Annotated in this window: 10 protein-coding genes and 1 pseudogene; 3 read left to right on the forward strand and 8 right to left on the reverse strand. The window is 35.6% G+C overall.

Annotation, left to right across the window (positions count from 1 at the left end; genetic code table 11):
* The first annotated feature begins 174 nt into the window (after positions 1-174).
* A complete protein-coding gene (locus tag LPB88_RS22530) occupies positions 175-774 on the forward strand; it encodes a hypothetical protein (protein WP_230717916.1) in 600 nt (199 codons plus the stop codon).
* A gap of 246 nt (positions 775-1,020) precedes the next feature.
* Here the strand turns inward: LPB88_RS22530 and LPB88_RS22535 are convergent, their stop codons facing one another.
* The 3 genes from LPB88_RS22535 to LPB88_RS22545 all read right to left on the reverse strand — a co-directional run bounded on the left by LPB88_RS22535 (position 1,021) and on the right by LPB88_RS22545 (position 3,166).
* Entirely contained in the window at positions 1,021-1,221 is a 201-nt protein-coding gene (locus LPB88_RS22535; protein ID WP_370635905.1) for a YqaE/Pmp3 family membrane protein, read from the reverse strand.
* A gap of 338 nt (positions 1,222-1,559) precedes the next feature.
* Positions 1,560-1,787 carry a hypothetical protein gene (locus tag LPB88_RS22540; RefSeq protein WP_230717917.1) on the reverse strand — a complete coding sequence of 76 codons (228 nt, stop codon included), beginning with the start codon at positions 1,785-1,787 and terminating at the stop codon, positions 1,560-1,562.
* A gap of 5 nt (positions 1,788-1,792) precedes the next feature.
* On the reverse strand, positions 1,793-3,166 hold the full coding sequence (locus LPB88_RS22545; RefSeq protein ID WP_230717918.1) for a hypothetical protein: 1,374 nt from the start codon (positions 3,164-3,166) through the stop codon (positions 1,793-1,795).
* 1,016 nt (positions 3,167-4,182) lie between these two features.
* On the opposite strand from LPB88_RS22545, the gene LPB88_RS22550 reads away from it, so the two are divergent.
* Positions 4,183-5,709, forward strand: a complete 1,527-nt coding sequence (locus LPB88_RS22550; RefSeq protein ID WP_230717919.1) for a sulfatase — start codon at positions 4,183-4,185, stop codon at positions 5,707-5,709.
* A gap of 872 nt (positions 5,710-6,581) precedes the next feature.
* On the opposite strand, the gene LPB88_RS22555 is transcribed toward LPB88_RS22550, so the two are convergent.
* The 4 genes from LPB88_RS22555 to LPB88_RS22570 all read right to left on the reverse strand — a co-directional run bounded on the left by LPB88_RS22555 (position 6,582) and on the right by LPB88_RS22570 (position 13,120).
* Positions 6,582-8,081 carry a sulfatase gene (locus LPB88_RS22555; RefSeq protein ID WP_230717920.1) on the reverse strand — a complete coding sequence of 500 codons (1,500 nt, stop codon included), beginning with the start codon at positions 8,079-8,081 and terminating at the stop codon, positions 6,582-6,584.
* A 23-nt stretch (positions 8,082-8,104) separates the two neighbouring features.
* Positions 8,105-9,556 carry a RagB/SusD family nutrient uptake outer membrane protein gene (locus tag LPB88_RS22560; protein ID WP_230717921.1) on the reverse strand — a complete coding sequence of 484 codons (1,452 nt, stop codon included), beginning with the start codon at positions 9,554-9,556 and terminating at the stop codon, positions 8,105-8,107.
* Between the two features lie 10 nt (positions 9,557-9,566).
* Entirely contained in the window at positions 9,567-12,659 is a 3,093-nt protein-coding gene (locus LPB88_RS22565) for a TonB-dependent receptor (protein WP_230717922.1), read from the reverse strand.
* A gap of 152 nt (positions 12,660-12,811) precedes the next feature.
* A complete protein-coding gene (locus tag LPB88_RS22570; protein ID WP_230717923.1) occupies positions 12,812-13,120 on the reverse strand; it encodes a hypothetical protein in 309 nt (102 codons plus the stop codon).
* A 216-nt stretch (positions 13,121-13,336) separates the two neighbouring features.
* Here LPB88_RS22570 and LPB88_RS22575 point away from each other — a divergent pair, with 216 nt between their 5' ends.
* Entirely contained in the window at positions 13,337-13,858 is a 522-nt protein-coding gene (locus LPB88_RS22575) for a DUF4334 domain-containing protein (RefSeq protein ID WP_230717924.1), read from the forward strand.
* A gap of 743 nt (positions 13,859-14,601) precedes the next feature.
* Here the strand turns inward: LPB88_RS22575 and LPB88_RS22580 are convergent.
* Positions 14,602-14,827: pseudogene (locus LPB88_RS22580) on the reverse strand (MFS transporter); the annotation flags it as partial.

Consider the following 14,827-nt stretch of genomic DNA (forward strand, 5'->3'; position numbering starts at 1 on the left):
GAAAATGGAAAGAATACTGATGAAAAAATTAACTGCAATTAAAATGAAAAATATAAAACATGTATTATGCTCAATAATTCTGGTGTCTGTGGCTTGCAGACCAGGAAGGTTTTAAATAATTAAAAATCTCAAAATGATACTGCTGTTAATGAAGGCAATGCGAAATTTAAAACCATGAAACAATTAATTATAGCAATAGCAGGGATGCTTGCAGCTTCATGCTCAACAACAAAAACAGAACAGCAGATAGTGAAGGATTTTGCTAAGGAAAAAAATCTTAAAAACATACCGTATGCCAATGCATCTTATCTTATTAAGGAAGCTGGTTCAGACGAAAATGTCTTAAACATTTGCGAGCAGGCTTACTCAGATAAAAATCTTCCCTTAAATAAGAAAAGAATTGATTTTTCCCCTGCCAGTACTAAAAACTGGCCAATAGATGCTCAAGAGATCAGCACATTGAAGTCTGTTTATAAAAAAGATAATCAGCCTTACTATTGGAGCACAAAAAACCTCGGATCATTTGATATTCCCATTATTGAAAAAGAGGAACTGCTCGCGAAAATTCATGACGGAACCGTATCAATAAGCGCAACTGGCCATATTATATCCAAACCTATTCTGAGTTTGAACAAACAGTACGCCATTTTAAAATACTCCTCCCTATTTTATACCGGAGGTGAAACCGAATGTATCTATATAATGGAGAAAAAGCAGGTCAAATGGACCATCATATTAACGCTGGTTAAAAACTACGACTACGATCCTTCCTAACAGGCCTGTTTTATTTTCCCATGCGGAAAATGAAAATTTTACAGAAAACCTCAAAAATGGAATCAGGCAGAAAAATATGTTCCTGATTTCATTTTGATTACAGGGGACAATTATGAATAAACTGTAAAGTATTATAAAATTTTAAGCTGTTTGTTTTACTTATGGTTCTTTAGAGAATTCCAAGTCTAAGCATATAGAGAAACAATACCTGTTTATAAAATCTATTTTATTTTTTGCCAACTCATTTTATTTTACTTTCACTGCCTTAATAAGTCTCGCATTTCTTCTGTCTGCTCTGGCATTCTGAAGCGACAGCACCGCCCATATGGCTGCGGGAATCCATCCGATCAGCGTAATCTGTAGTATAAGACACAAAAGGGCGGTCAGAAGTTTTCCTCTCAGAAGAAAGGACAGTGAAGGAAAGAATATAGCAATTAAGGTCATCATAGTTTTTGGGTCTTATATTACAGTTAAAAGCAGAAAAATTTAAATCATCTCAAAATCATTAGACGTCACTCCGGTCATTTTGTTTCAAAAGAATAATAGAAAATGTAATTAAGAATCCAATACGACCTGATTCTACTTAATTTTTTTTTCCAGGGCCAGTTTGGCAATATTTTTATCATCGCTGCTATTGGATTTCCCTGCAGATTTGTCACTACAAGTTCCCATCCTTCATTATTGAGGTTACTTAATAAATAAGACGCTCCAAAGCCTGATTATTCAAATTAATTACGGTTTTTAAGACTTGATTATTTTTAAATCAGAAGGATTATATTTTCTTGCTATTGTAATAATTGAAATTGCTCTGCATTATAACTAGATGTTTTAATCACTCTTACTTCAACCTTCACTTGATGGGTCTGCTCTGTATCTCTTTGGTGTTGTGTTAGTTCCTCAAGAGCTTTTGTATAATCATTGGTCCAATCACCTTTATAATCTTTTTCCGTACAAATCACTCTGTATTGCTTAGTAACAGTTAGATCAATGTTTTTAAATTTTGTTTTTTTCATAATTGTTATAGATTAAAATTAAAATTAAGAGGCAGTACAAATCTTAATCCTACTTCATTACTCTCAAAAGCATTGATTTCAGTATTGTTACTTGCTATATCTTTAAAAGTGTAATACAATTCGGCATTAATGATGTTCTCCTTATCTTTATTTTTAAAGGAAAAGACAATCCCGGCACCGGCATCATAATTGGGTTTCATAATTTTATTGAAACTTGATTTTTCATACGCATGAACTCCAAAAATACTTTTAGAATTAAAAAAATAATAGTAGTCCGCCACTAGGTCAATCTGATTAATGTATTTAACGTAATCTCCTTCATAAGCAGTGTACTTCTCATTGATTTCCCTAACACTATTTCCATTGGCACCAATTTGAGTTGTATTATTTACATCAACATCATCCAATAGTAAAAAGTTACTCTTGTTTTCATAAGCTATTCCCACACTGTAAAATTGGGAGTTATCATTTTGACTGTATCTGTAATTGTTAAATAATATACTGCCGCCATAACTGACATAGTTTTTATCCGTAATTTGTTCTTCATACGGATTTGCCCTATTAACTAGTTTGAAAGCATCATTCCTTACTTTAGCCGATATTGAAATCCATTTTTGATGGGTCGCCGATAATTTTAATTTTTTGAATTCTTCTTTATATTTTGCGCTATAAACATTTCCTATCTCCGCTTCTTTTAATAATAAGCTTTTCAGTAAAGAGGGCTTTATTCTGACTACCGCTTTTAAACTATCAATAAATGTTTTAGTATCATCCATTAAACTTTTATTTAAGCCTTCTGTATCATTATTGATAATTTTATCTTTTGATTTAGCCATCAGAGCGTCAATACCAGCTTTTGTTTTGTCATAAACTGATTTATCAATTAAATCAATTGCAGTTTTATTAGTGAGCAAATATTTTAAAAGACTCTCTAGATTAGTTATTCTCTGATTGGCTAAATTTTTTTCATAGTCATTAAAATCATCCATATAAAAACTGTACTCAATTTTTGAAGGCTTAATTCGAATGTTGTACTGGGCTTCAATATTAATGTTAGTATTGAATTTATTATTCTTAAATACTGATGATACACCTTCTGTAATTCCCCCTTTAAATTTAAGATTCCAAATATTGTTTTTCTGGTCAAAAAACGAAGGGGTAAATGATACTTCCGTTTTTCCAATGTCAATGCCGGCAAATGATGAAATGGAACTATTATCCTGTCCTGTATTAAAAAGAATAAAATAACGGTCAATCAGTTTATTAATGTTGTCGTTTTCAAATTTCACTCTACTAGTACTGTCATAAAAAATTGTATCGGTTTGACAATAGAGATTGTTAACAATCATAAATAATATCAATAGTAGTTTTTTTTTCATATGTTTTAGGTTTAATAAGAATTAATATATAATACAACCATTTGAACTACACTAAATTACTTATTTATTTAACAGGATTATACATGGGTATCATTTAAATTAATTGGATTATATAGTGCTGTCATAATTTTGTTTTTAAATAATTAAATCAAAGCCAAAAATAGTCTGGTTTGGTTTGGTTGGTAAATATATATTTTTTTTTTTACAATAACAAGCAAAATCCTATTTTTTCTTAGAACAAAAAACAGCATACTATCCAGCAATACAGCTACTTACAAAACATTTATCTGAAAAGAAAACACAGACAAGCACAAAAGATGTCTTTTAATAATGTTCATCTTATAATGTATTTATCAAACTATTTCTTGGATGATTTAGAAAAACGTACCCGATTAGGCAGATAATTTATGGATTCAACTTCTCTTAAGGTAAAAGACCAATATTAGGAAAGCACCGGCCTTTTTTAACTAATTAAATAAGGGCAAATGCATTAGAATAAAGACACGGAGCAATCCTCAAAGGGATCGTAAATTTCTAAATATAACTGGGATATCGGTGCTGCAGTTAGTATAAATTATTACTTTCAGCAGTCTTGTCCTTAAACAATTCATGCTTTCAGCTATACCCAGTCGTATATATATTCTTGTTGCAATACTAGTTATAACTAAACCTTATCAAAACTTATTCTCTATAAAGTCTATAGACTTTATAAATTTAAAAATATAAATTACATTTGTGGTGTTAGATTTAAAGGCAGACAATCGTAACCTACCTTAAATCTACAAGGTGGCACACCATTCATCTCTATGATGGATGGCGGAGATAAAATTTATAACGTTTTATGAGAATGGGGGTTATTACAAACTCTGTAATGTTAAAAATGATGTTTCGCAAAAAAAAAAATATTTTATATGTAAATACGGTTAAGGCAAGCGCATTAAAGATCGAATTGGATTTTTTTTTAAAGAGACAAACGACGAGCTTCCTTCACTGAATTCTAAAAATCAATCCAAATAATGAAAAAATTAAACTCTTTAATCTTTTTGATGTTTTTTGTCAATTTGCTTTTTGCACAAAAAAAGCCCAATATTATCGTATTTATGGTGGATGATATGGGCTGGCAGGATACTTCTGTGCCTTTCGCAGATCAAATAACCGAACTCAATAAACGTTATCATACACCCAATATGGAGCGCTTGGCAGCACAAGGCGTGAAATTTACCAACGCGTACTCGAATTCAGTCTGTACCCCAACACGGGTGAGCTTTCTAACGGGTATGAGTGCAGCGCGGCACAGGGTAACAAATTGGACTGCGCCTGAAAAAGACAGATCGACAGATTTTAAGGATGATTTATTTGAACCACTTGACTGGAATATTAATGGCTTAAGCGAGAAGAATAACGTGCCGAATACTGTGTATGCCACACCTTTAGCTCAATTGCTTAACGATGCAGGTTATTTTACCATCCATGTAGGTAAGGCGCACTGGGGATCGCTCGGTACCTCCGGATCAAATCCACGCAATTTAGGTTTTAGTGTTAATATAGCAGGAAGTTCTATTGGGCATCCTCAGAGCTATTATGGTGAAGAAAACTACGGCAATGTGGTAGGTCAGAAGCTGGCTTTCAATGCTGTTCCCGGACTTGGGGAATATTATGGAACTGATACCTTTCTTACTGAAGCTCTCACAATAGAAGCTATTAAAGCCATAAGTGAGCCCATTAAACACAAGCAGCCATTTTTCCTTTATCTCGCACATTATGCTGTACATACACCAATTCAAGGCGATAAGCGATTTTTAGGGAAATACTTAGAGTCAGGGATAGATAGCACTGAGGCAAATTATGCCAGTTTGATAGAGGGCATGGATAAAAGTTTAGGTGATTTGATCAATGCATTAGAGCAAAAGAAGGTAAGTGAAAATACTGTCATCATCTTTATGTCGGATAATGGCGGTTTAAGTTTAGTTCCACCCCGCGGGGGCGAAAAATACACTCATAATCTTCCTTTAAGAGCAGGTAAAGGCTCATTATATGAAGGCGGAATCAGGGAGCCGATGATAGTTAAATGGCCTGGCAAAGTTAAGGCCGGAGTGACTTCCAACCAGCCTGTGCATATTGTCGATTTCTTTCCTACTATACTAGAACTGGCAGATATCAAAAATGCTCCGACAATTCAACACGTAGATGGTAAAAGTTTTTTATTCAATTTAAAAGAAACTTCAAAAATTGATTCCACACGGGCACTGATTTGGCATTTCCCGAATCGATGGACGAGCGATGAATCCAACGCATTTAGTTATGCAAGTGCGATACGATTAGGGGATTGGAAGTTAATTTACCTGATGAAGCATCAAAAACTGGAACTTTATAATTTAAAGAACGATCTGGGCGAACGTGTGGATCTATCACAGCGCTATCCTGAGAAAGTCAAAGAACTTGCAGTTAAATTAACAAATCAGCTTAAAGAATCAAACGCCCAAATGCCGGCTTACAAAAGTAATGGTAAAAAGGTTTTATGGCCGGATGAGGTGATCAAGTAAGTCATGAGGTGAATAGTGGTTTTAAGCAGCCAGCGTAAAGTTGACATGCATCATTACATTAATTTCTTGAAAGAATTTATTTAAATATCGGATAAGCTAAAAGAATAACGAAATGACAATTATGAAAAAATATTATTTCATAAAATTTCTTGCTTAGAAAAGTATCTAGTCAACCCGTAAAAACAAATCAAAACACTTAGTATTAATAACTTGTAAATAAATATCATAAAAAAAGAATGCGCTTTTGAGTCTGATATCTTATTATTTGGAGATAGCCGCAGCCAGCTGGCGAAATCTTTGGCTGTTAGAAAGACGACCAGGTCAACACCTGTTTCTGGTCCTTTTTGTTTGTTTTTTTTGATCTTGCATGCATATTCTTGCCTTACTTCTGAATCCTGGGTTCATTTATTCCACCTTATCATTTAGCAAGCTTTCGATCTGAAGATCACACTCGGTGATCTTCAGATCAAAGGAGGTTTACACCTCTTAGCTTTGCTTAAGCTCAGTCAAGTACTCTTGCGGCCAATCACCTGAGTGTGCCGGGGCTATTTCATTTAAAATCAAATCCATGTTCACATCACCTGCTGTAACAAGCGCAGTCTGTGCTCTGCCACGAAAAGCATTGCCGTGATGTGCTGCTGATCCCAGATTTTCTTTTAACCTATAGGCTTCGACTATACGCCCACCAGTCTTCCAGTTTGCCTCTATATTCTACGTATGGTAGCGATTATTGAGTTCGGTAATATGATATGCAAAAGACAATGACAGAGAAGGATCATGCCGGCCTATTTCATCCACCATAAATACAATCACATGAGCGCGTTTTTTACTAAATAAAGCGATGGAAATCACTACCAGTGCGCCAAATAAACTTATTTTTTTGTTTTATCAAATGAGTAATTGGGGTTTTCTATTGGTAATTTAGCATTAGTTTCTTTAAGGAAACCATCTAAATCAATTTTTAACCTAGTTGCAATGGCATCGTTACTTTTTATTATATTGTTACTCTCTGAAACATCCTTTTTTACATTATACAATTCATAATATCCCCCATTCTCATAGAATTTTATAAGTTTTAGATCGCCATCCATAACTGCACTATACGGACTTCCACCCTGATTTCCATAATGTGGGTAATGCCAAAACAACTTCCGTTTAGAAACCTTCTCTCCTTTTAACACTGGTAAAAGACTTTTTCCATCAATATGCGCTTTAGGCTGTAAAGGTAAGCCGGCAGCCTGCAATATCGTCGGATAAAAATCGGTAGATACCACCACGTCATCAGTTGTTGAACCAGGTTTCGTAACTCCCGGCCAGCGAATAATCAAAGGCTCTCTAATGCCACCTTCATACGCCCATCCTTTTCCGGCTTTCAATGGCAAGTTACTAGTTGGAGAGCCCTCTGAGGTTGATAAACCACCATTATCAGAAGTAAATATTATTAATGTCTCCTCGTAGACACCCGTTTCTTTAAGTGTATTTACAATCTTACCAACAGCTTGATCTAAAGCCTCAACCATTGCCGCATAAACAACTTGTGAATGGTTCGCTCTTACCTCCCTATCCTTAGTTTTGTCATATACATCTTTGCCGATTATTTCAAATTCATCCTTTAATTGCAAGCTATCCTTTTTGCGTTGATATTTTGCTATCAGAGCCTCTTTGGCTAACAATGGTGTGTGTACCAAATAAAAGGAATGGAACACAAAAAAAGGATGATCTGCCCCTTTCTGACTTTTAATATAAGCCGAGGTCTCATCAGATAAGCGTTCAGGTAAATACTCTCCTGCTGGTCCATCCGTTAAACGAGGGTTTGTATAAGGTGCAAAATATCCTTTTCCTGGATTTCCTTTGTCAACCCCGCCTTGATTTATATCAAAACCTTGATTTTCTGGCCAGAACCCTTCAGGCCCAAGATGCCATTTCCCCGCGAAAAACGTATTGTAGCTGCCTTTTTTTAATGCTTCTGCTATAGTAACTTCATCCAATGCCAGTCGATCAGTATACGCTGCAGGAAGCAATTCCGTATTGCGATCCCAAGCCTTTAACATTGGCGCACCAATCCAATCTGTAACGCCGGTTCTTACAGGAAACTTTCCCGTCATAATCGACGCTCTGGTAGGACTGCATACCGGGCATGCAGCATAGGCTCGCTTAAAGGTTTTCGAATCTTTCGCCAAAGCATCAATATTTGGTGTTTCATAGAATTTACTCCCTGCATATCCCAAATCTTGCCATCCTAAATCATCTACAAGGAAAAATAACACGTTTAATTTTTTTTTATCGGGTTTAGGCAACTGGGCTTGTGCCGCCACAGTAGTCAGACATGTAAAAATAATACTGACTACAAACCTGTTCTTAAGTAACTTCATAACTTTAGCATTTACTATTAAAATTAATAACCAGGATTCTGATCATTAGGACTCAGCTCCGGATTATTATCAATTTCCTGTACCGGAATAGGAAACAACAAAAAGTAATCGGGTATGGCAATGCCCTTTGCTTCCAGGATTACCTGTTTCACTGTTTTTGTTCTGACAAGGTCAAACCATCTTTTACCTTCCAACATAAACTCATAAGCTCTTTCTCTCAATACCAACTCCCTAAATGATTGCGCTGAAGGCGCAGTTAACGAAGTAAAATCTACCGGAGATGGCATATTAGGAATATAACCATATCCCCTTCTATGTACCATATTTAAACGCTCAATAGCCAGTGTTGTAGGCCCATTATTAGCCTGACTTGCAGCCTCAGCATAAATAAGCAGAGCATCTGAATAACGATATATCGGGTAGTCGTTACCATGTGAAGGCGCAAATCCGGGATCCTTAAATTTACCGAAACGAATAGGCTGAGTAACTTGATTCTGCACGATTACTCCTTTTCTGTCAGGATAAGAAGTATACAGATTAAAACCATATCTCAAGTCGTTTTTATCCCAGTTCTTTAACAATGGAGCATTTGGATAAGCGTACTCAGAACCATAGCCCGAAGAAGAGTACGAACTGTCTGGCATCGCATAGAACAAAGCAATATTACTTCCTGAAGAAGACCTGGAAAACTTGATAGAAAAGACGTCTTCTGTAGATGTAACTGAAGTAGGTCCAAAAATCTGTTCAAATCCTGCAGAGCTTGTAACCTGAACCAATGAATAAGCACCTGAAAGAATTACTTCATTAGCCTTATCTCTCGCTTCGGGCCATTTTTCAATATTGAGATAAATGTCGGCCAGCATTGTCTTAGCGGCCCACTTGCTTGGCTTCCCGGCTAGCGGCTGCTTATCAGGCAAGTTATTCTCAGCAAATTGCAGATCTTTTATGATCAAATTATAAACTTCTTCTACTGATGCTCTTTTAGCGCTAATTTCATTTACATTCTCTAATGGTTCGGTACGTATCGGCACGCCTCCCCAGCTTCTAACCAGATTCCTGTACGCTAATGCACGTAAAAATGAGGCTTCTCCCAGTAACGCATTTCTTTCCGTAGCATCCATTGGAATATTGGGTACATTTTTCAATACAATATTTGCGTTTCTAATCGCCACATAAAAGGATTGATATTGACCATCCGTGGTAGAGATCATTGGTCCCGCATATTGTGCAAAAGCAATTAAATATCCCCTGCCAGAACCATAGTCCTCTATAGAAGTAAATTGCGCGCCATACCTGTCACCATAAATTCTAAAGGGATTATAAATTGCATTTACAGCCGATATGGCCTCTTCTCTGGTTTTATAATATGTAGAACTGACAAGCCTGTCAGTTGGTGTTTCTTCTAATGATTCTTCACATGATGCACCTAACATTAATAAAACAGAAAGTGCAAGTATTTTTATATTTGAGTTCATAATATTCCCATTAAAATTTAGCATTAATACCGAAAGTGTACATTTTTGTGTTAGGGTATCCAGATTGATCAATACCCAAAGAAATAGAATTAGACCCTCCTCTTGTATTGACTTCAGGATCATAACCCGAATATTTAGTTATTGTAAATACATTCTGGCAACTTAGATATACATGTACATTTTTAATCCATTTATTACCATTAGTAAATGCCGGAAGGGTATAACCGATTTGAACATTCCTTAGACGAAGAAATGAGGCGTCTTCAATATATCTGTCTGAAGCTTTAAAAATATTGGTAGCACTTAATTTAGGATATTTCGCATTAGGATTAGGATTGCTTGCCGACCAATGGTCTGTATATACTTCTTTGAGCTGATTCTCTCCCCACCAGAAACTATTCCCTTGTGCGGCCAGATTCATGTTAAAAAGATCTCCTCCTTGCACACCTTGCAACTGAAAATTCAGATCAAAATTTTTATAGCTCATACTTGAACCTATATTGTAGGTAAAATCAGGATTTGGGTTCCCAATAATAGTCCTATCGGCCGCGGTAATACCACTTACCCCATCAATATCTTTATATTTAATTGCACCTTTGGCATCAAGTCCATCTTCTAAATAACCATAAAAAACACCTACTGGTTGCCCCACTCTTACCAAACTCACGGCAACTTCCAGCGGCTGAGGTAACTCCGCTCCAAAAACATCTCTTCCAGCAGAAAGTGCTACGACTTGATTACTGTTTTTAGAAAAATTCACGTTTACTTCCCATTTAAAAGAGTTATCAAATACTACAGCATTAACCCCCAATTCGACCCCATAATTTCTGATTTTACCAATGTTGCGGACACTGCTTGAATATCCTACTGAAATTGGAAGCGGAGCATTGGCTAATAGATCTTTAGTATCTTTTCGATAATAATCTGCCGTAAAACTTAATCTGTTGTTAAAAAAACCGAAGTCTAAACCGATATTAGATTGCGTAGTAGTTTCCCATTTAAGATCAGGATTCGCATAATTTCCGGCACCTGGTGCAAAACCGGTATATAATTGATCATTAAATATAACAGGATAAGAACTCAGTGTATTTATAGTTTGGTAGGGACTAACAGCAGTACTTCCTGTTTGTCCCCATGTTAAACGAAATTTAAGATCCGAAAAAACCTTTAAATTATCTATAAATTTCTCATTTATAGCTCTCCAGGCAAAAGCAGCTGAAGGGAAATATCCCCATTTATTATCTTTTCCAAATCTTGATGAACCATCTGTCCTGATACTAGCTGTAAATAAATATTTATCTTTAAATATATAATTAGCCCTGGCTAAATAAGAAATCAAATCCCATCTTGTTGAGCCACTTTGAGGAGTACCGGGAACACTCGCTGATTGTATATTCTCTGTTCCCAAAGCATCAGTTGAAAATCCTGTGGCATTCCCTGTACTAAAACTTTTAATTCTATTGGTTTGATAAGTAAAACCTGCTAAGACAGTTAAATTATGCTGTTCATTGAATTTATACGAATAAGTAGCTGTGTTTTCATTTAGAATATTTAAGTTTGAAACCTCTGTAATATTGGCCTGTCCAGTAGGGGTAACAAAAATGATACTAGGCGAATAGATATCTTCTCTTGATGTACTACTTTCAACACCTAATGATGATCGAATAGATAGGCCTTTAATAGGTTTATAAGTAATTGCCGTTCCAACCAGTACGTACTTGGTATTTATTTTATCCTTTCTTTCTAAAGCCAGTGCCAATGGATTGACTAAAGAATTAGGACTAAATGGGTAAGCCATCAAATTAGTATACTCCCCTTTGGCGTTAAGAGGAGATAATGTTGGTGGAGCTCCCAATAATCCATTTATGATACTGCTACCTTTGGAACCATTATCGCTATTTACTGCAGACTGGTCTGAGTTCGTTAAAACTGCATTGTAGTTTACACTAACTTTATCGCTCACTTTCTGATTCATATTTGCCCGAATAGACTGACGACGCAGATCTGACCCTACTAATATTCCATCCTGACTTAAACTATTACCGGAGATTGCGTATTGTGTGACTTCATTACCTCCAGTAATACTAACAGAAGTATTTGTCATTAGCGCATCTCTAAAAAGTTCATCCTGCCAGTCAGTTCCTTCTCCGAAATCATTAATCTGTGCTTGGGTAAAGTACGGTGCTATACCATCATTAAAGGCACGTTCATTGGCTGTCTGCGCAAACTCTCTTGCGTTCATCAACTCTAGCTTTTTTCTTAGTTTCTGAACAGAGGTATAGGTTTCAAAGCTAACTTCTGTTTTTCCTGATTTTCCTTTTTTTGTAGTAATCAGAACAACTCCATTAGCCCCTCTGGAACCATAAATTGCTGATGCCGATGCATCTTTAAGTATTTCAATCGACTGAATATCATTTGGGTTTAATGCGTTCGGGCTCCCGGCTAGGGCAAAACCATCTATTACATAAAGTGGTTCATTACTTCCCAACAATGAGTTCCCTCCACGAATCCTTACACTCACTGTACCTCCCGGTGCTCCAGAGTTCTGTACTACGCTTACACCTGCAGTTTTACCCTGAAGACCAGCTACAGCGTCAGTTACAGGATAAACATTCAGATCTGCTCCGGTAACAGTTGATATAGAGCCCGTCAAATCTTTTTTTCTCTGTGTTCCATAACCCACCACAACGACATCATTCAATTCATTTTTTAATTGCTCTAATTCCACCGTCATAGGACTTCCTTTTACAACTACTTCCTTCGATTTATATCCGGTATAGGTGATAACGATTGTATAAGGAAAACTTTGTCCTGTAACTAAATCGAATTCTCCATTTGAATTCGCTATTGTAGAGTTGGTTACCCCTTTAATCTGCACTGTAGCACTGGGCAATGTCTCCTTGGTTGTTGAATCTATAACTTTCCCATGTAGTCTGGAGTTGACCACAGGTTGGTTTTGTGAATAACTAACTGAAGGTACTGTGAGACCTAAAGCAAGTATCAATCGCAAATACGTCGGAAAACTATAAGAAATTACCGCATAAGCAATGCGGCAGTAAGTCGAAATCAAGATATTTGACTTCACTTTGATAAAATATAACATATATTTGTTAAGGTTAAATTAGTAACATTTGAAGCAGGCTCAACGCTAAATTAGATCCTGTTTCATTGAATTTATCCGGGGGAGGTACGCAATACCTCCCTTTTTTGTTCCAATAAATTATATTGAAAAAATAAGTTCTTAATAACATGTTACTACGGGGGTTGCGCTAAATCAGCGAACTTCTTTACTAAATTGCGGGTACTTTTTTTCACATTATTTATTATTTGTGGCAAATATAATCTAAAAAACATAAAGTCTACAAAACCGATAGAATTTATGTGGTTACCTTTTGTTAACCTGCAAAATGGAAAATTTAAACGATTTTGCAACCCAATGAGAGTATAGCGGTTTGCGTAATGAGGAGTTTGAATATTTTCATAGACTTTCTGCGCTCGTAATACAAGGCTCAGTACAGCGCCTTCAAGCAGACGAAAAGCCTTAAACTCTTCTGCCTGCATCAAATCTTCAAATATGTGTTTGAGAAGCGGGGTGCCAATATCTTAGCAGATGGCGTTTCTTAAAATCAGAAATTCAGTAAAACAAGGTCTGCCGGGTTTAGGTTTGCAACTTTATCAAAGAGATAAATCGTTAAAACGTTTCATCATTGACTACTTTTGTATCACAATCGTTATCCTAAATAATCAGAAATTTGTCTTTATAATTCAAATTTTAACTTCATGGAAACATTAAATCAAGTATTACAAACTGGAAAAACAACCACTGAAAATGCCTTTCGAATTTTTGACGAGCTTGAGCCTGCAACAATAGAATTATTAATTGGTCATTGGAAGGGATACTCATTAAATACAGACCATCCACAAGATGGCTCTTTAGAAGCAGCTGGATGGTATGGAAAAATTTTTGAAGACGCCCAAAACGTCAGTCCCTTAGTTTTCTATACATCATATGGAACGGATACATTTTTTGCCGATCCTGTCAAGCTAGCAAAGTTAGCTGCAGATTACCCTTCTGTTCAAGGAAAAGTTGGTGACTTTAGAGAAGAAATAGAAACAACCGAATATAAAGCACATCTTCGTATGACACAATACAGAGATAAAATTTCAGCTACCATGATTTACGACAATTTGCCCATTAATGATATATTTAAAAAAATTGATGAGGACACTTTATTGGGCGTTATGGATGCAAAAGGTGATCCTAATTCATTTTTCTTTATTCTGGTAAGAGACGACATATAACTCCTTAAAGGAATCTCACTATTGTAGTCAATTATAAATGCAGTGGGTACTTTTTTTCCAACAAAAAATTAAGCCGTTCAATTGTCCATATCCTTGCCCCAAATTTTAACCAGAAGCCTGAGCAGTATTAATTTCTCAGGCTTTTCTTTGCGGTCCAATAAACTTTATTTCCATTTCTTAAAAAATTTTAACACTTCTGTTTTCAAGAAAAAATGCTCAAGTTTCATTGAAGTGAATTAGTACCATTTATATACCTAAAAACTCCAATCTAAAAGCAATTCTTCAAAACGGATATTAAACCTGTACAACTCTTACTCCAACAGAAAAGTTGACTCTTGTTTTTACTCTTTTAAAATAAGCGGTTCTCTTCATATTAATTTAATCTTTAAACTGAAGGTTAAATTCGTTATTGACTATATATGAGATAATATATAATATACATTACTATTTTAACTCAACTAAGTCTAAAGCCAAATAACAAAGGCTTTAATCCTTAAAAAAAGCTCAATAATGACACAACTGAGTCTTGTTTGTTTTTCACTTTAGAAAACACAGACCATAAAGGAGGCACCAAACTTAAATCCTCCTTTTATGGCTGCCAGGGATAAAACTATTTAAACAATTCCTTGATTTAAAAGGAACCAACAATCTAACAACAATAGAAATTATCCCTATATAATAGTTGAAATCTTAACCTTGCAAAAACCCGCAATACACCCTTTTATTGAATTTTTTATATACGATTAATTGGAATTATTTCTTAGACTCACCCTGCCATAATTTGCCACTACAGCCAAACAAATTAAAGGTAAAATAAATGAAAAATTCACCTCAGGAATGAATCCTAAAAGGTGAACATCTGAAAATCCCGGGCCGCCCCAATCCAAAATACTTCCTTGTAAAACCGGCATTAATGCACCGCCAACAATAGCCATGACCAATCCTGCAGAACCAATTTTGGCTTCGTCC

It is taken from the genome of Flavobacterium sp. JAS (genome assembly GCF_020991455.1).
GTDB lineage: Bacteria > Bacteroidota > Bacteroidia > Flavobacteriales > Flavobacteriaceae > Flavobacterium.

What these genes read in the sequence shown, in the direction of transcription:
- LPB88_RS22560 (WP_230717921.1), bottom strand. Translation starts at nt 9,556, where the DNA reads ATGAACTCAAATATAAAAATACTTGCACTTTCTGTTTTATTAATGTTA.
- LPB88_RS22545 (WP_230717918.1), bottom strand. Translation starts at nt 3,166, where the DNA reads ATGAAAAAAAAACTACTATTGATATTATTTATGATTGTTAACAATCTC.
- LPB88_RS22575 (WP_230717924.1), top strand. Translation starts at nt 13,337, where the DNA reads ATGGAAACATTAAATCAAGTATTACAAACTGGAAAAACAACCACTGAA.
- LPB88_RS22530 (WP_230717916.1), top strand. Translation starts at nt 175, where the DNA reads ATGAAACAATTAATTATAGCAATAGCAGGGATGCTTGCAGCTTCATGC.
- LPB88_RS22565 (WP_230717922.1), bottom strand. Translation starts at nt 12,659, where the DNA reads ATGTTATATTTTATCAAAGTGAAGTCAAATATCTTGATTTCGACTTAC.
- LPB88_RS22555 (WP_230717920.1), bottom strand. Translation starts at nt 8,081, where the DNA reads ATGAAGTTACTTAAGAACAGGTTTGTAGTCAGTATTATTTTTACATGT.
- LPB88_RS22550 (WP_230717919.1), top strand. Translation starts at nt 4,183, where the DNA reads ATGAAAAAATTAAACTCTTTAATCTTTTTGATGTTTTTTGTCAATTTG.
- LPB88_RS22540 (WP_230717917.1), bottom strand. Translation starts at nt 1,787, where the DNA reads ATGAAAAAAACAAAATTTAAAAACATTGATCTAACTGTTACTAAGCAA.
- LPB88_RS22535 (WP_370635905.1), bottom strand. Translation starts at nt 1,221, where the DNA reads ATGATGACCTTAATTGCTATATTCTTTCCTTCACTGTCCTTTCTTCTG.